The 17,521-nt window shown below is 64.7% G+C and carries 11 protein-coding genes and 1 pseudogene; 7 read left to right on the top strand and 5 right to left on the bottom strand.

Translation table 11 applies throughout. The features are described 5' to 3' along the window. Positions 1–48: 48 nt before the first annotated feature. Positions 49–3,111 (bottom strand): RHS repeat domain-containing protein, encoded by a 3,063-nt coding sequence (locus G6045_RS30155; protein ID WP_165335322.1) that lies wholly within the window; start codon positions 3,109–3,111, stop codon positions 49–51. Between the two features lie 540 nt (positions 3,112–3,651). Here G6045_RS30155 and G6045_RS30150 point away from each other — a divergent pair. The 4 genes and pseudogenes from G6045_RS30150 to G6045_RS30140 all read left to right on the top strand — a co-directional run bounded on the left by G6045_RS30150 (position 3,652) and on the right by G6045_RS30140 (position 12,140). Beyond that, positions 3,652–10,161 (top strand): RHS repeat-associated core domain-containing protein, encoded by a 6,510-nt coding sequence (locus tag G6045_RS30150; RefSeq protein WP_165335321.1) that lies wholly within the window; start codon positions 3,652–3,654, stop codon positions 10,159–10,161. Between the two features lie 747 nt (positions 10,162–10,908). After that, positions 10,909–11,091: pseudogene (locus tag G6045_RS42490) on the top strand (IS630 family transposase); the annotation flags it as partial. 83 nt (positions 11,092–11,174) lie between these two features. Next, a complete protein-coding gene (locus G6045_RS30145; protein ID WP_165335320.1) occupies positions 11,175–11,675 on the top strand; it encodes a hypothetical protein in 501 nt (166 codons plus the stop codon). A 75-nt stretch (positions 11,676–11,750) separates the two neighbouring features. Then, positions 11,751–12,140, top strand: coding sequence for a hypothetical protein (locus tag G6045_RS30140; protein ID WP_165335319.1), 390 nt, complete (start codon positions 11,751–11,753; stop codon positions 12,138–12,140). A gap of 85 nt (positions 12,141–12,225) precedes the next feature. On the opposite strand, the gene G6045_RS30135 is transcribed toward G6045_RS30140, so the two are convergent. The 3 genes from G6045_RS30135 to G6045_RS41685 form a co-directional block, all read right to left on the bottom strand. Next, complete coding sequence (locus G6045_RS30135) at positions 12,226–12,726, bottom strand: DinB/UmuC family translesion DNA polymerase (RefSeq protein ID WP_408056380.1); 501 nt, start codon at positions 12,724–12,726, stop codon at positions 12,226–12,228. Between the two features lie 165 nt (positions 12,727–12,891). After that, positions 12,892–13,503, bottom strand: coding sequence for a DUF5753 domain-containing protein (locus G6045_RS30130; RefSeq protein WP_165335318.1), 612 nt, complete (start codon positions 13,501–13,503; stop codon positions 12,892–12,894). A 296-nt stretch (positions 13,504–13,799) separates the two neighbouring features. Then, positions 13,800–14,159: a DUF6415 family natural product biosynthesis protein gene (locus G6045_RS41685; protein WP_165335317.1), complete on the bottom strand. Its 360-nt coding sequence runs from the start codon at positions 14,157–14,159 to the stop codon at positions 13,800–13,802. Positions 14,160–14,372: 213 nt separating this feature from the next. Between G6045_RS41685 and G6045_RS30120 the strand changes: the two genes are divergently transcribed. Next, entirely contained in the window at positions 14,373–15,614 is a 1,242-nt protein-coding gene (locus tag G6045_RS30120; protein ID WP_235968392.1) for a tetratricopeptide repeat protein, read from the top strand. Here the strand turns inward: G6045_RS30120 and cutA are convergent. Continuing rightward, positions 15,611–15,937 (bottom strand): divalent-cation tolerance protein CutA, encoded by a 327-nt coding sequence (gene cutA, locus G6045_RS30115; RefSeq protein WP_206344357.1) that lies wholly within the window; start codon positions 15,935–15,937, stop codon positions 15,611–15,613. The two genes, G6045_RS30120 and cutA, sit on opposite strands and share 4 nt — an antisense overlap. Positions 15,938–16,052: 115 nt before the next feature. On the opposite strand from cutA, the gene G6045_RS30110 reads away from it, so the two are divergent. Both G6045_RS30110 and G6045_RS30105 read left to right on the top strand, forming a co-directional pair. Further along, positions 16,053–16,760: an HNH endonuclease family protein gene (locus G6045_RS30110; RefSeq protein WP_165335315.1), complete on the top strand. Its 708-nt coding sequence runs from the start codon at positions 16,053–16,055 to the stop codon at positions 16,758–16,760. Between the two features lie 445 nt (positions 16,761–17,205). Next, positions 17,206–17,521: DUF2637 domain-containing protein (locus G6045_RS30105; protein ID WP_165335314.1), on the top strand; the 316-nt coding region annotated here is incomplete at its 3' end.

Raw genomic sequence — 17,521 nt, 5'->3', positions numbered from 1 at the left:
GGGCGGGGGGGCGGAGAGGGGCCCCGCCCGCCATTGGGCATGGAGTGTCTAGTGGAGTGAGCCGAGGGAGCCCCAGCCGGCCGAGCCGACGAGGTCGGGCGGGGATCGGTAACTGTGGCTGCTTCCGGGGTAGAACAGCAGGCAGCCGGTCGGGCACTTGGTCGTGGCTGTTCCTCCGGTGGCGGTGCGGTAGGTGACCGTGTAGTCCGGATCGGCCGGGGTGGTGGCCCACAGGTCGCCGTAGTCCGGGGTGGTCGAGGGCTGGAACTGCCGGAACGTGATGATCTGTCCGTCGTCGTTGTACTGCTGGCTGGTCACGGTGCCTTGGGCGTTGCCGGGCGAGGTGACGAGCGGACGGGTGGCAGGTGTCCAGCCGGAGCCGTCGACGGAGCGGGCGCCCAGCCCGTATACGCCGTTGGTGATCACTCCCGGGTAGACGTTGAGGGAGCCGTCGCTGGGGTTACGAGTGACGATGTCCTTGATTCCGTCGCCGGTTTTGTCGCCGACGGCAAGGATGTTGAGGTTCTTCCAGCCTGAGCTGCCGATTCTGATGCGGTTGGTGAGGTCGAAGGGTTCGGTCTGATTGGTGGTGCCGTCGGCGAGGGTGTTGCCGGTGTAGAGCCACATTTCGGCGTTGTCACACGCGTCGTTGATGCACTCGATGGTGATCAGGTCGGTTCCGCCGGCGTGACCTGAGGTGGTGTTCTTGTCGACATCGCCCATGGTCAGGATCTGGCGGGTGCGGGTCCAGTCGGTGCCGCTGTTGAGGTCGGCGTGGACGAGTTCGGTGCGGGACGCAACCCAGGGAGTTCCCAGGCCGTTGCCGGGATAGAGGTAGAGCTTGCCGTCCTTCAGGCGGGTGATGAAGTCCTGGTAGCCGTCGGGTTCTGCGGTGGAGCTGGTGAAACCGGCGTAGTCGCCGCTGTGGGTGAGCAGGGCGCCAGTCCAGCCGCTGAGCCCGATGATTGCGCCTTGGGTGGTGATCTCTCCGGTGCCGTCGCCGGCGTAGAGCCGCAGCTGGCCTGCGGCGTCGACGGCAGTAAGGTCGGGGTAGCCGTCGCCAGTGAGGTCGCCCGGCAGGTCCTGGTGGGCGAGACCGGTGCCGGGGCTCTTTCCGGGTGCGTAGACAAAGTCCGCTTTGGTCGTGGCCAGGATGGTGGTCTCAACGCCACCGTCCAGCGGGGAGTGGTTGCCGGCCTTGTCGTAAGCCAGGACGTGCAGCGCGGTGTTGGGGTAGCCGGTGGGGATGACATTGATGGTGGCGGTGGTTGCGCCAGAGGCGACGGGGACCCAGTTGGCACCGCGACAGCGCTCGCTGGAGACGGAAATGGGGTGATCAGCGGCCCAACAGAACCCGGCCAAATCGGTGGCGGGGTTGGAGACCTTGAGGCTCACCGTCTTGCGGCCCGCGTACTTCGCGGTGGGATCGTCCGCAGGTGTGCCGTCAGTGCGGGTGACGGTGACTGCAGCGGCGGGGCCCTGACGGTCGACAGTGAAGGCGCACTCTGCACTGTAAGGGCTGTAGGTGTCCTCGCCGTCCTTGGCGCGGACCTTCCACTTGTAGCTGCCGGACGCGAGCCTTGCGGCCGAGACGCTGGCGGTCGCAATCTTGCCGCTGGAGACCGCTGAGCCATTGGTGACCGTTACGGCCGCTCCGGTCGTGGAGTTGGTGACCGAGAACTGCGGAGCGATGGTGCCGCCATCCTTGTCCGTAAGCTTCACAGCCAGAGCCAATCCGCTGTTGCCGATCACACCGCCGCAGGGAACGGGCTTGTTGCCGTCTCCGCCAGGCACGAAGCTGCCCTCGTAGGCGGCTGGGCTGGCAATGGTGGGCAGGAAGTTGTAGTCCACCTCGAGCACCGGGTCGTTCTTGAACCGCTTGAAGCTGTCGACCTGGTCTTCATAGGCGGCATCCGCGCGCAGCCCGAAGGTGATGCTGCCCGCGCCGCTGTCCGCGACCTTCTGCACCTGCGCGGTCAGCGCAGCGCTGTTGAAGTCCACGCCCTGCACCCCGGGGCAGTAGGTCGGGTTGCCATGTGCGAACGACTTCTGCATGACATAGGTGGTCCACCACCCGCTGTTCGTGTTCCACGAGGGGGTGGTGGCCAGCGAGTCCGTAACCCACAGTTCGGTGGGGCCGGCCGCGGAAGCCGAGCAACCCCAGGAATGGGTCTCCTCCACCGAGAAGGTGGCGCTCCGGATATCGGCGCCAGCCAGTCCAGAGGTGTTCATCTGGAAGAACGAACGGGTACGGCCGCTGCCGTTGTTACCCACTCGAGGCTCATCACTGGGTGTACTGGACTGCCAGCCGGAGCCGTTCGGGAACGTTCCTGCCGGCTCGGCGGAGTACACCACCGCCCATTTCTCCCGGCTTCCGCCGGTGAATATGGGGTCCACCACCAGCGGGAACTGGTCGGCGGTGGCCAGCAGCGTGGCATCCGGGGTGAGGGACAAGACGGAGCCATCGACGTCAGCGGTCACCGGAGCGGAGGCCGGTGCCTCCTCCCCGGCGGCACCGGCCTTTCCCGCGGTGGCGGCCTTGGCGGCGGCGCCGTCCTCGCCAACTGGGGGCTGTTCCCACATCTTCGGGCTGGGCGCGCTGAAGACGACGTTGCCGTCGGCGTCCTTGGCCTCCAGGTTGTCCGACGCATCGTCAGCCAGGGTGACCCCTTGGGCTTTGATGCCGAGCCGGATGGTGGCCAGCGCCGGGTTCTCTGCCGCCGCCGCATTGTGGATGATCAAGTGCTGGGCGAAGCCGTCGACCTGCGCAGTGATCTTCAAGTCGACGTCCGGAAGGACCGACTTGTACAGCGCGCTGTCGCCCTCGAGTACCGGCTTGGGCAGCGGGTCGGGCCAGGACAGCGCCAACTGTTTCTCGTTCTTGGCCATGGTCACCAGTGGCCCGGTGCCGCCCCCGGAGAACGTCAGCCCGAACACGGGAGCCGCCGGCCCTACCGTGCCGTCCTCCCTGGGCACCATCGTGGCATCCGCCTTCTGCCACAACCGGTCGTAGCGGGTCCAAACCGGTGTCGAGTAGATCCGCTGTGTGGTGGTGCCGTCCGGATTGGCAAAGACCTCCGCCGCCTCCTCTCGCCGATCAAGGATCTCCACACGGTGTCCGGACGTCTTCGCAAGGTCGAACGCAGCGGACTCGGAGGCGGAAGCGTGAGTTGACGGACTCGCTTCCTCCGCAGACACCGGCGCGGCAGGAAGGGTCAGCGTGGTGATTGCCGTCAATGGGAGTCCCAGCGCGAGAAGGAACGCTACGGGATGTCTCCTTCTGCGACCCGTCATGTGTGGTTTTGTCATGAGGCGCCTTTCTGAAGCCATACGCATGTTGCATGGGGGTCGCAGGCTATTCACACTGTGCGGCTTTTACCAAGGCTTTCAAGGGTGATTAGCATTGTGGAACGAGGTGCAAATCCCTCGCCCTCCTGTAGTGGGCGGCCTGGCGTCAAGTTGCCCCAATTTCCCTCCTCGTGGCGGAGGTTGCCCCTGATCGGGGCCTTGATCCGCAACTAGCCAACAGGGGCAAGCTCCTTTTCTTCTATGCCAGGCAATCTCTACGGTCCGAGATCTTGCGCGATGGGCGCCGCCCCTGCTTCTCTTCACGTGATCTACATGAGATGCAGACTTTGGGGTGGGGATTTCATGGTGCTGCGCAGTGGCTTTAGCATGCCGTTTTCCAATTTCCCGCTGCTGCGGATGCGCAGCGCACGAACCACCTCGGTCGGCCTGCTGTCCGCAGCTCTGACCCTGTCGCTGCTGTCTGCGCCTGCCTGGGCGAAACCCGGTGGCGGATTCTCACCGCGCCCCGTGCAGAAGACCGTGTCAGTGCAAGGCAAGGACCTGGCTGTCAAACGCTCTGTCAAGCGCGCGCCATCCGAGCGCAACCAGTGGCATGCGCCGGGGAAGATTGATTGGCCCAACGCCGGGCAGGCGGAGGTCGTACTACCTCAGGCCGCTGATGACACCTCAAAGAGACCCGCCAGTAAACGTGTCCAAGCGGGCTCACTACCAGTCCATATCGGCCGGCTCACCGCCGTCAAAGGTGAGAAGGCCAGCGCCCGGGTAGCCGGCACTACGAGCCCAGACCGTGTGCGGGTGGGGCTCGCCGACCGCAAGGCTACGCAACGGGCAGGGATCGAAGGCTTGTTGCTGTCGATCCAGCCGACCGTCCCGAGCAGTGCACCGGGTGCGGCCGCCGTACAGGTCGACTACTCGAGCATCAAGTCCGCCTTCGGCGCCGGCTGGTCCTCGCGACTGCACCTGGTCCAACTGCCTGCCTGTGCGCTGACCACGCCGATCAAAGCCCAATGCCTCAAAGGCACTCCGCTGGTAACCGACAACAACACCAAAGCCCACACGCTCACGGCCAACGTGACGTTCCCGGCTGGCCAGGGCGCTGGTACACGGTCACGCGCGGCTGCCTCCGGAGGCGGCATGACGGTCCTTGCCGTCACTGCAGCTGCAGACGGATCGGAAGGGTCGTTCAAAGCGACGTCACTGTCTCCCGCGGGAGCGTGGTCGGCCGGAGGCAATTCCGGAGGGTTCGGCTGGAGTGTGCCCCTGGGGGTGCCGTCTGTCCCCGGTGGCCTGCAGCCGAAGGTGGAGCTGTCGTACAACTCCTCTTCGGTGGACGGTCGTACGTCGTCGACGAACAACCAGACCTCGTGGATCGGTGAGGGCTGGGACTACTCGCCGGGGTACATCGAGCGCTCCTACGCCAGCTGCGAGAACGACAAGCAGAATGGCAACAACACCGAGAAGGTCGGTGATCAGTGCTGGAAGTCCCAGAACGCCACACTGTCCCTCAACGGGAAGTCCACCCCGCTGGTGTGGGACGCGGGCAAGAAGGCATGGAAGCTCGCCGACGACGACGGCTCACGCATCGAGCAGATCTTCGGGAGCGCCCCGAACGACGTCAACGGTGATGAGGACCACGAGTACTGGCGAGTCACCACGCTGGACGGCACGCAGTACTGGTTCGGCAAGAACCGCCTGCCTGGGTGGACCAGCGGGAAGGAGGAGACCCATTCGGTCTTCACTGTCCCCGTCTATGGCAACCACAGCGGTGAGCCCGGTCACGCCTCGGACTTCGCCTCCTCCGCGGACATCCAGGGCTGGCGCTGGAACCTCGACTACGTCGTCGATCCGCACAACAACGCCATGGCCATGTACTACTCGAAGGAGGCCGGCCACTACGCGCAAAACGGCAAGCGGGACACACCAGTCGCCTACACACGCGGCGGCTACCTGAATCGGATCGACTACGGCCTGCGCGCCAACGCGATCTTCACCACCGATAAGCCAGCGGGCCGCGTGGCCTTCGAGGTGGCCGAACGATGCCTGGCAAACTGCGGCACCTTCGACGAGGACCATGCCACCAGCTGGCCTGACGTCCCGGTCGACCTCAACTGCACCGCAGGTACCGAATGCCTGCAGGCATCCCCCTCGTTCTGGTCCCGCAAGCGCCTGAAGAGCATCACCACTCAGTCGCTGGTCGTCACCACCCTCACCGACGTGGACACCTGGACGCTCGAGCAGTCCTTCCCGGCCACGGGAGACGTCTCCGCCCCCGCGCTCTGGCTGGACTCGATCCAGCACACCGGCAAGGCCGGATCTCTCCCGGACCTGACCCTGCCGAAGACCACGTTCGGTGGAACACCCATGGCAAACCGGGTGAACTCGGCTGAGGGACGGCCGCCGCTGAACAAGTACCGCATCACGCAGATCACCAACGAGACCGGCGGCCAGACCCTCGTCACCTACAGTCCCGCCGAATGCACCTCGAGCAGCCTTCCGTCCTCCGCGGATCGCAACACCAAACGCTGCTACCCGTCTTGGTGGACCCCCGAGGGCGCCGTGGACCCGGTCAAGGACTGGTTCCATAAGTACCTGGTCACCCAGGTGGTCGAGGACGACACCACCGCCGGCACCGGCTCGCCGTCGAAGACCACCACCTACGAATACGCCAACGGCCCCAACTGGCGACGCGACACATCGGAATTCACTCTCGACAAGCACCGCTCCTGGAGCGTCTTCCGTGGCTACGGCACCGTCCGTACCTACGTCGGTACAGAGAACCGCACCAAGACGTCGAAGACCTACTTCGTGGGCATGGCCGGCGACACCCTCGCCGACGGCAGCGCCCGCACCGTGCCCACGGTCAACGGCATGACCGACCGGGACGACTTCGCAGGACGCGCAGCCGAAGAGTCGACCTGGGACAAGGACGGAACAGGCAGCAAGGTCGTCGCCCGAACCCTCTACTACCCCTGGCAGTCGGCCGCTACCGCCACCCAGTCGGTCAAGGGCATTACCGACCCCGACAAGCCCAGCGACCCAGCACCCACACTGCCGGCCAAGACCGCGCACCTGTCCGGAACGGTCACCTCGAAGGCACAGACACTCCTCGACGACGGCACGACATGGCGCACCCTGACCACCAGCCGTGTCTACGACCCGGTCTACGGTCTGGTGACTGCCGAAGGCGACGACGGTGACCCGGCCAATGACGTCGACCCGAAGTGCACCCGCACAACTTACGTCGCCCCTGACACCACGAACTGGCTGATCGCCTATCCCTCACGGGTCACCACCTTCGCTCAGACGCCCTGCGGCGCCGGCGACACCGGCTACCTCGATTCCGCCAGCACCGGAGCCACCCGCACCTCCTACGACAACCAGGCACCGGGAGTCGCTCCCAAGCCCGGGCAGGCCAACTCAACGAAGACCGAGCAGGCAGCCAAACTCAACCTCACCGACCAACTGGTGTGGGAGACCACCGCGCAAGGCAGCTTCGACCAGTACGGCCGTCCCACCATCACCAAGGGCCAGGACGGCCAGGCCATCACCACCGCCTACTTTCCGGCCACAGGTGCTCAGGCCACCAGCGTGACCGTCACCAACGTCAAGGGCCACACCAACACCACCCACCTAGACGGCATGCGCAGCCTTACGCTCAAGACCACCGATGCCAACCAACGCACGGCCAGCAACGAATACGACAGCCTGGGACGCCTCACCAAAGCATGGAGCGCCGGCCGCGCCACCACCACCAACCCCAACGCCACCTTCACCTACAACATCTCCGCCACGACACCCTCGACAGTGACGGCGAAGAAGCTCCACGAAGACGGCACCTGGGGCACAAAAGTCACGATCTACGATTCCTTGCTGCGCGAACGGCAGACCCAATCCGACGCAATCGGTGTGACGGGTCGAACCGTCACCAACACCTTCTACGACACTCACGGCCGGGCCTTTCAGACCGACGCCACCTTCTACAACAGCCAAGCCGTCTCCACCACCATGCTGGTGGTCACGCCCAACCAGATCCCCGCGTCGACCGTCACCGAGTACGACGGGCGAGGCCGCCCCACGGCCGTCATCACGCTGTCGCTGAACGTGGAGAAGTGGCGGACCACCACCGCATACGGCGCCACCTGGACCTCCACCACTCCGCCGGCCGGCGGCACCGCCGAACTCACCATCAACGACATCCGCGGGCGCGCGATCGAACGCCGCCAGTACAAGGACCGCAACCCGCTCATCGGCGCAGCCGCCAGCCAGTACGAGAAGATCACCTACGACCACGACCGAGCCGGCAACCTCGAGAAGATCACCGACACATCCAGCCGCAACTCCTGGACCTACAGCTACGACCTGCGCGGCCGCCAGACCGCCACCACGGACCCCGACAAGGGCGCCAGCACCACCGTCTATGGAACCGACGGCCGCATTGAAACGACCACGGACGTCGTAGGTACCACCCTGGCCAACACCTACGACGAACTTGGCCGCAAGAAGACCCTGCGCACGGGCTCGGTCACGGGCGCCAAGCTAGCCGAGTGGACGTACGACACCGCTCCAGGCGGCAAGGGGCTGCTGGCCTCCTCCACCCGCTATGACACCTCCATCTCGCCGGCCACCGCATACACCAGTTCCGTCACCGGGTACGACTCCGGAGGCAAACCGACCGGGACGACGGTGACGGTGCCGTCGGTGGCCGGTGAGGAGAAGCTCGCCGGCACGTACACGGTTGCTACCACGTCCACCCCGGTCAACGGATTGCCCGTCAATGCGGCGTACAGCACCGGCAACACCAACGCCACCACCGCGCTGCCCGCCGAAACCGTCACCAACCACTACGGAGCTCAGGACCTGCTCGGCATCGTCGACGGCACTCTCTCCCAGGTCTATCTGCGAGGCGCCAGCTACACCCCGTTCGGTGAGCTCGCGCAGTCCTCGCTCGGCAACCAGGGAGCCCGGGTCATCCAGACCCTCGGCTACGACACCATCACTCGTCGGCTCGCGACCTCGATTGTCGACCGTGAGGCTTCCGGACCGCAGACCCTGTCGAACATCAAGTACAGCTACGACACGGTCGGCAACGTCACCCGCATCCGCGACGACCAGAACGACGGCACCATCGCCGACGACCAGTGCTTCGCCTACGACTGGGCTCGTCGCCTCAGCGAGGCATGGACCACCGCGGACGCCTGCACCACCAAACCGGTCAACGGATCCGGCACCCCGGCCCTCGGCACCGTCGACCCGTACTGGACCAGCTGGACCTTCACCAACACGAGCGACAGGGCCACCGAAACCCAGCACAAGGCCGGCTCCATCACCGCCGACACCACCCGCAAATACACCTACCCCACCACCACCGGCGCCGCCCAACCTCATGCAGTACGCACCATCACCGCCACCGGCGGCGCCACCGGAGCCGACACCTACGAGTACTACGCCAACGGCAACCTCAAGAAGAAGACCCCTGCAACCGGAAGCGCCCAGGACCTCACCTGGAACGAAGAAGGCAAACTCGCCACCTCCACCATCTCCGGCACCACCACCAAGTTCCTGTATGACACCGCGGGAACGCGCATCCTGAAGCGTGAACCCACCGCCACCACCCTGTATCTGCCCGGCGGCCAGGAACTCGTCCTCACCAAATCCACCAACACCCTGGCGGGCACCCGGTACTACACCGTGCCCGGCGGCACCGCCATCCGCACCAGCAGCGACGGCAAAGTCCGCCTCCTCGTCGCCGACCACCACGGAACCAACCAACTGTCCGTCAGCGCCACCACACTCGCCGTCAACCGGCGCAAGACGCTCCCCTACGGCGCCCCTCGCGGCATCACCCCAGCCTTCTGGCCCGGCCAGAAAGGCTTCGTCGGCGGAGACATCGACACCACCACCGGCTTCACCCATATCGGTGCCCGCGAGTACGACACCGCCACAGGCCGTTTCATCAGCGTCGACCCCGTCATGAACCCGAACGACCCCCAGCAAATGCAGGGCTACTCCTACGCCAACAACACCCCCATCACCCTCAGTGACCCCACCGGGCTTTACGCCGACGAATGCCCTACGGTTGACAACTGCCTCGGCAACCATGGAGGCGGCAGCGGTGGAAATAGCGGGCCGGACGATGGCGGGGGAACCAACGGAAGTGACGACAGCGGCGGGAAACCTGAAGAATGTGACGCAAAATGCCTAAAGGGATATTCTGAGGATCTTTCCGGATTGGATCGAGAGTACACGCAGATCCTCATTTACATGTTCGGGGAGATGCATGCGAATGTCGAAGGGGAGGAAGTCGACGACTTGTCCTGCGATAACGAGAGTGACATGTGCGGATTCATTAAATTCTGGAATCCGAACTCTAGTGCCGGAGAAAAGCTCGAAGGGCTTGCCCGCTGGCTCGGTGGCGGACTGGGGGGAAACGTAATTGCGCGCGGAAAGGCGCTTAGTAAGTTCTACTCGATCATTCACGCTGGGGCGAGATGGGATCATAAGGGGGTCTTGGCCAAGAAGTTCGATCTTGATTCAGACTCCCGGACGGGTATTGCGGACGGGAAGAAGGGGCGACTCCTGTTTGACGTGTGGTCGAATATTCATTATGGATATATCGGCTCCGCTGCGGGATTCTCTCGTGCGGAATTGATTTCGGCCTCCAACGTCAAGATATCGGGGGTTGGGCAAACTGATGGCGGCGACAATGTCTCCGTGAACATCGGGGTCAATCTGTATAGGGATTATGGTGCCGATATGACCATCCATGACCTGCATAGGGAGATCATCAATACTGTCCCTGGGTGGCAATCTGTAGACAATCCAAATCCGTGGGCTCAGAAGGTGCTGCCGTGAGAAATTATTCAAGAGCGGCTGCGGCAACAGTGCCTGTCCTATCGGTCCTCTTGGTTGCGAGTTGCAGCCTATTCGAGCCAGAAATTCCGCGCCCCAAGGTTGACCTCAAGTCTCTGGTGGTATCGGCTGCGGATATCCTTCCGAATCGCTGCGGCGGGCAGTACGAGTTGACCGACATAGGCGGGCGCCGCGGAGAGGGGGGCAGTGAGCTGCGCGGCACACCCTGGTGGTACTCAACGGTGGAAGCGACCCCTGAGGAGTGCATGGTTGTTGTCTTCGTGGGTGCGTACGGCGATCGCAAACGAGCCGGCCGAGCGTTTACGGACGAGTCACCTGAGCGGAACTATGCGGACAACTGGCCAGGGAAACCGGCATATCCAGAGTATCCAGGCACGCTGCGCGCGGATCGCAATAAAATTCTCTGCCTGGATGGGAGCGAGGACCAGGGTTGCCGGGAGTGGTACTACTGGGCCCAGTACGGCGAGTTTCTTGTGGATCTCTCGACCAGCGACATAACTCCGTATGCCCCTCAAGGTCAGGTGATGGCAAAGCGAGATTTCTATATCCTCGTGGAGAGTTTGGACAGGCGTATCGACAGTGCTCTGCGATGAATAGTTCTCCAGTGCTGGATGACTCCAGCCGTGCCGGATCGGTCACGGACGGTGAAATGGCGTCCTCTGGAGATCTTTAACTGCGGAGGTTACGTCGGGGCGTGATGGTTCGTTGGGGCGACGCTATGCCGGAGGAATGAGGTATTCCGATGGCGGTGGTCTGACGGCCGAGGAGCGAGCTCGGCGCGAGCAAGTCCGGTTTGCAGACGCTGACTTGATCGAAATGGGGGGCCAGCGACGCCGAGGTGCCCCGCGATTCCGAGTGGCTCGGATGTCGGCGAACCGCTGGCGTCGGGCCTGGAGGGAGGGGCCGCGACAGGAGCGTACGCCAGTGGTGTATCAACGCGAGCTTGGGCGTAGCGGCCGGTGGGGGCAGTCCCTCGAATTTTGGAGTCGAGAAGGGTGAACGTTCGAAAGGTAAAAAATCGGTGGCGCGTCGGACTGGTTAGTTTAATTGTGGCCGTCGGGGTCATTTTCCTGGCCAAGTCATGGATGCATGCCAATGAGGACCCGCTGAGAGGTGCCGAGTCCGATGTGGTAGGTCAGGCGGAGGTTTTGTACGAGTTCGAAACGTCGAATGCTTCAGGTGGCCCTGAATACAAAATAGAGTATCTAGTGCTGAACACTGGGGGGGCTTCCGCTCGGAAGCCACTTGATGAGCAGCACGACATTCTTGAAGCTCGCGACTGGACGGTGGATCCTGTCGGGGTAGACGGGTTTGAAGGTTTTGATGCATGGAATACGCATAGGAATGCCGGGGGGACCTTCAGGTCGATGGCGAGCTTCCTCGGGAGAAAGCCTCCTTTGAGTGAAGTCGACGTTTTCCGTGCGATCGAATCAAGATTCGATCGCACGGACCCCTATGTGGTTGCCGCGGTGTGGGAACTAGATCCCGGAGAATGAGGGTTGGATGGCCTCAAAGGATGTGGCGTGACTATCCGCAAGGTGGGGCGTGTTAGGCGGGTAAGGGGGCACGCAATGGCTACCTCTACTGCTCTTCTCCTGCTCACTTTGTCAGGATGTGGCAGTGCGTTCCTTGAAGATCGAGATGCGGACCGAGCGGAGATCATAGGAACCTGGCGAGGCCCCGATGGCGCATTGCTTGATCTCGATAAGAGTGGAACGTTCACGGCCGAGAGATTGAATATCGATGCCCAGGAAGGTGCTGGAGTGCACGTTTCCAAGAGTGGCCTGACAGGAGGGAAAGGTGAATGGTTCTGGGAGGACTACTCGCAAGGTCCTGAATTGTTCCTGTCCTTTGCTGGAGGTGGCGCAGCCACCTTCCGCCCAGCTGATCAAGACGGCAAGCTGGTCCTCGCTGGCCTGCTACCTCACGGCGACGGTGCAGAGACACTCCTGACCAAGTGAAATAGAGCAGGCGCGTCCAACAGCAGACGCCACGGTGCGAGGCGGGCCTACAGCACTGGCGAAATGTGCCGGACGGAACCGCAGTTCAGGTCTCCGGTAGAGCGAGGGCGGCGGGGCGGACTGCGATGGGTCCGAAGCGCGCGCGGGCGCGGTCGGCGGCCTCTTCGATGCGGCGCAGTTTGTCGTCGACGGGGTCGAAGGTCATTTGCTGGATGGTGAGTTCGGCGTGGTGGAGGCCTTCGGCCCGCAGGGTGAGGGTGCGGACGCGGGCGCGCTGCAGGCCGAGCATGGCGTACATCGTGTACGCGGCGTCTGTCAGGGCCAGTGTGTGGGCGGTCGGTTCGGTGAGGGTGCGGCTTCGCGTGGTGGTGGAGCCGTCGGCGTACTTGACGGTGAGGGCCAGGGCGCGGGTGATCTGCCGCTCGGTGCGCAGCCGCAGTCCGAGGCGCTCGGTCAGCGGGAGCAGGGCGCGCCGGTGCTGGTCGGAGTCGAGCTCGTCGGCGGGGAAGGCGAAGCTCACCGATGTGGACTTGGGCAGGGCCTGGGGCGTGACGGGCCGGGCGTGTCCGCAGCCGAGTTCGGCCACCGTGGCACCCGCGAGATCGCCGGGGAGCTCGATCCCGGGCCCCGGGGGCGGTGCGAAACAGCCACGAGGCCGCTTCGGCTCCAGTTCGCATGGTGGAAGGCAGACGGTCTCAGGTGTTGGCGTTGAGCGCAGCGTCGCCGTTCGCCATCGGGACCCCGCCCTTGGTCAGCGGCTGGTCCAGAAGGTGTGGGCTTTGGTCACCAGGTCGCGGGCAGCTGTGTCGTAGACGGCGGCGTGCTGCAGTGCGGTGAAGGCCTTCTCGTACAAGGCCAGTTCGGCAGGGTCGGTGACTTCCAGCCCTGATGAGACGAGCTCGACGTGGGCGCTCTCGTTGTGGGCACCGTGGAGGTTGAAGGCCGGCACGGGCACGGTGGTGATCTCGGCCGTGGTGGGGATGATCCCGAAGGTCAAGGAGTTCAAGTCCATGTCGCGCAGCAGGCGTTCCATCTGTTCGGCCATGACCTTGGGGCCGCCGACGTTGGTGTACAGGGCCTGTTCGCCGAGGATCACGTCGTAGTGGTGCTCGCCGTCGTGCAGAACCTTCTGGCGTTCCATGCGCTTGGCGACGCCGGCCGGGACGTCGTCGCGTATGTCGAGGAAGTCCACGACGTGCTTGAGGATGACCGTCGCATAGGCCTCGGTCTGGAGGGTGCCCCAGATCATCGTGGGGACGTACGCCTTGCCGCGCGGGGTGCGCTGATACCAGTCGATGACTTCGGCCTGGATGTCTTCGGTGCCGGTGGCCAGGCGTTGGGTCCACGGGGTCACGGTCGTCATCGCGTTCTCCTCCTGCTCGAAACGGTCAGGGTGTGCAGCGGTGGTCGGTCCAGAACGGCGGCGGGGTTGGCGCGCTCCTCGATGGTGGTACGGACTTCGGCGGTAGGCGAGCGGGTGGCCGGTATTGCCGGTCAGCGTTCCGCGAGGAGCAATGCGCACGGTCCGGCAGGCAGCAGGAACTGGCCCTCGGCGGCCGCGGAGATGGCGTCCGTGAGGGGCCATCAGGAGAGCTTGAAGTGCTGCTCGGCCTCGGTGAGCTGCTGAGGTCGGAGGGTGAGGCCCTGTGCAGGGGGTGGTTAGCGGGTGCGGCAGTACAGGACTGTGAAGGTGCGGGCGACGCGGGCGAGGGCACGCAGGTGGCCATAGGCCTGTGCGTCCGTGAGAGCCCTCGCCCCGTTGGCGAGATCTAGCAGCCGGTACGCCTCCCGATACATGGCGCGAAAGTCCGGGTTCGCCTCGGCCAGGCCTTCTCGTACGAGGAGGTTGAGGGCACCGATGATGCGCAGGGTGCGTTGGTCGACGTCGGCGCGCGGGGGGACATCGAGGCGGATCTGGAGCGCCCAGCCGGTGTCGGCGTCGACCTGCGCCACGTCGATCGGATCCGGCTCGCGCCCTTGTTCGCCGGTTCTGTTCTTGTGCTGCTTCACCGTGGTCACCCGTGGCTCCCCGAGTCGGCGTCAGGTTGATACCGGGAACGGTAGAAAGCGGTGAAGGATCGCGAACCCCACGCAGGGGTATCCCCATCATGGGTAGGCTTTCGCCCCCGCGATCAGGGATGTTGATCTCCGACAAGCCAGACGAGGGCGTCAGGTATGAATGAGATCCGGCCCCCCACGGCCCTGCCGCAAGCCCTGCTGGATCAGGCAGACATGAGAGCGGCGATCACCGGTCACGACTTCGGCACCGTGTTCCGTCTCGCTCGTGAACTGGGAAATATCAGCTACTCCAAAATCGCGGCAGAGTGCGACATCAAGCCGGAACGAGTCGGGCAACTCGCACGCGGCCAGGGGCAGATCACCACATTCGACAAGATCGTGAAGATCGCGGACTCACTCCGGATCCCCGGCCACCTCTTAGGGCTCGCTCCCCGCTACTGGGAGGTACCCGCCGCACCGGGTGGAGCGGAATACGGAGAGAGCGTGCGGCGCAGAGACTTCCTCAAGAAGACATCGCTCACGGCAGGCGCGGCGATCGGCCTGAACAAAATCACCGACGCCCCCATGGCCGGATCGAGGCTCGGCCCCGAGGCCCCCGACTATCTACGACGGCGCACCGCCCGCCTGCGGCGCCTCGATGACGTCCTCGGCGGCGGCGACACCTACCGCGTATATCTGGCCGAGTACCAGTCCACCAAAGCCCTGCTTCGGGACCGGACTTACAGCTTGGCCACCGGCAGGGCACTGCGGTCCGTGCTGGCGGAACAGGGCCTGCAAGCGGGCTGGGCGGCCTTCGACGCCGGGAAACCCGACGACGCCCGCGGCCTCTACCTTGAAGCACAGCAGGCCGCGCAAGACGCCGACGACCGGGCGCTGGCAGGCAATGCGCTGGCGTTCCTCGCCTACCAACACCCCGACCGGCACCAAGCTGTCGCTCTGGCCGAGGCGTCCTGCCGCATCGCCGCAGACGACCAGCCCGGCGAAGTCCGGGCGCTTCTTCACGAGCGGTACGCGTGGTCCTGCGCCCTCGCCGGCCGCGCCTTGGAGACAGAGCAGGCCCTCGAGACCGCCGCATCAGCGATCGCCGAACTCGACCAACCCACGGTGGACTGGGCCGCCTGGGTGGACACCGACGAGCTCGACATCATGCGCGGCCGATGCTGGACCGAACTGCGCCGGCCCCTGCGCGCCGTCCCCGTACTGGAAGGGGTGTTGGACCGGTTCAAGGACTCCCACGCGCGGGACAAGAGCCTGTACATGTCGTGGCTCGCCCAGTCGTACCTGGCGGCCGGCGAGATCGAGCAGGCCGCCACCGTCACCAGCCGCGCCCTGACCTTGTGCACGGGTGTCGCCTCGGTCCGCCCCCGCAGGCGCTTGGACACCGTGCTGCACGAGCTGAGCAGCCATGCGGGCGTGCCGGAGGTACGGGATGCTCTGGAACGGGCCCGTTCCTAGTCGCCGAGCGTCTTGTCCATCCAAGCCCGGTACCCGTCCGAGGACGCCAACAGAGGCAGGGCCGTGATCTCCGGGGTGCCCCACGGGTGATGCTCCAGCAGCACCGACTCCACAGCAGGGTACTTGTCGCCCCGGGTCTTCAGGACGAGCCGGAACTCCTCGCCTATCCCGAACTCGCCGTCGTGCCAGAACGCCGAGCCGACCGGGCCGATGATCTGCGCGCCCCCAGCCAGTCGACTCTCCACCACGATGCGCGCCAAGGCGACAGCTTGTTCCCGAGTCTCCGTGGCGGTGGCGACTTCGATGTACTGGTTGCGGTCCATAACCAGCAACATATGGGGTCATCGCGAACGAGAAAAGACGGGGCCGAACCCCGATGGGGTGATCCCCCGCCGCGCCGCACCAACTCGGCCGGACGCGGCGACTATCAAGATCACCATGCGCAAGTTCCGCACGCTCGGCGTGCTCGCAGCACTGTTCACCCTGCCCCTGACGAACGCCCCCGCGCACGCCGCCGAGGCCCCGGCTCCGATCACTGTGCCGTTGCACGACGCCATCGCCGCGCTGCCGGTTGCGCCGGCCGCCTCACACGACGGGTACGACCGGCCCACCTCGTTCCACCACTGGATCGACAGTGATCACAATCGGTGCCGTACACGGGAAGAGGCGCTGCTCGCCGAGGCTATCGAGGTGCCGAAGAAGGACAGTCAGTGCCAACTCACCGGCGGGCGCTGGTACTCGTACTACGACGACACGTACGTCACCGACCCCGGCAAGCTCGACATTGACCACATGGTTCCCCTTTCTCAAGCCTGGGAAAGCGGGGCCTCCACGTGGAGCCGAGAGCGGCGCGAGGCGTATGCGAACGACCTGGACGCGCCGCGCTCCCTGGTGGCGGTCACCGCGAGGTCGAACCGTGCCAAGGGCGATCGTGATCCGGCCGATTGGATGCCCCCGGTCCAGTCAGCAGCGGTGCGCTGCGTGTACTTGGTGGACTGGGTTGCCACGAAGTCCCGCTGGGGCTTGACCGTGGACGACGCCGAGGGGAAGGCGTTGAAGGACTACGCAGCCCAGTGCCCGAACCTGCCAGTCGCCTACACCGTGGTCCCGGTCGAAAACGATGCGGTGGAACAGGCTGCCGACTGACCTTTACCGAAGGGCAACGTCCCGCACCGAGCGGTTGCTAGCCCGCAGGTATAAGACCAGATGCGCTCTGACAGGAACGGCCCTCCACCTGCCGGAGGGTCGTTCTTCAACATTCTTATCCGCGTGCGCGGGTGCTGTCGGCTTCTTATGAACAGTCGGCCCATCGGGGATGCGACGAATGATCCGCAATATCGGGGCAGGGGCCGCATTCGCATAGCTTTGCGTTGGTGATCCTCTGTGCAGGTCAAGGCTTGTGACGGGTAATCCGATGTTGGCTGTGACCTCGACTCCTCTTTCGGTTAGGTGCCAGGTGGTCGGCATGCACGCTTGGTGGCTGAGGGAGTCGCGATGGGTAGCGTTGGCTGAGCTTGCCTCTGGAAAAGTGTGGTTGCAGGTGCAACACTGCGCTGAAGTGGGGGATTTGAGGTCGGGGAGGGGATCACGGGTGGCGGCGCCACTGAAGCTGACGCGGACACACCGGATATTGATCGGCGTGGTGGTCGCGGGAGCGGTCGTCATCGCGGCCATCGGCTTCGCGGGGTCGTACGCGGCCGTGCGCGAGCTCGCCGAGCAGAAGGGCTTCGGGAAGTTCTCGCTGGTCTTCCCGATCGGCATCGACGCGGGCATCTGCGTGCTGCTCGCCCTCGACCTGCTGTTGACCTGGATCAGAATCCCGTTCCCGCTCCTGCGCCAGACCGCCTGGCTGCTCACGGCCGCGACGATCGCCTTCAACGGCGCGGCGGCCTGGCCCGATCCGCTCG

The sequence above is a fragment of the Streptomyces mesophilus genome, from assembly GCF_011044995.1.
Lineage (GTDB): Bacteria > Actinomycetota > Actinomycetes > Streptomycetales > Streptomycetaceae > Streptomyces > Streptomyces mesophilus.
The sequence above is the reverse complement of the archived record's forward strand: the minus strand, read 5'-3'. Positions and strand labels throughout refer to the sequence as shown.

Excerpts from the sequence above, each read along its gene's own strand:
- cutA (WP_206344357.1), bottom strand. The coding sequence starts at position 15,937 with ATGGACCGCAACCAGTACATCGAAGTCGCCACCGCCACGGAGACTCGG.
- G6045_RS30130 (WP_165335318.1), bottom strand. The coding sequence starts at position 13,503 with ATGACGACCGTGACCCCGTGGACCCAACGCCTGGCCACCGGCACCGAA.
- G6045_RS30140 (WP_165335319.1), top strand. The coding sequence starts at position 11,751 with ATGGCTACCTCTACTGCTCTTCTCCTGCTCACTTTGTCAGGATGTGGC.
- G6045_RS30150 (WP_165335321.1), top strand. The coding sequence starts at position 3,652 with ATGGTGCTGCGCAGTGGCTTTAGCATGCCGTTTTCCAATTTCCCGCTG.
- G6045_RS30120 (WP_235968392.1), top strand. The coding sequence starts at position 14,373 with ATGAGAGCGGCGATCACCGGTCACGACTTCGGCACCGTGTTCCGTCTC.
- G6045_RS30110 (WP_165335315.1), top strand. The coding sequence starts at position 16,053 with ATGCGCAAGTTCCGCACGCTCGGCGTGCTCGCAGCACTGTTCACCCTG.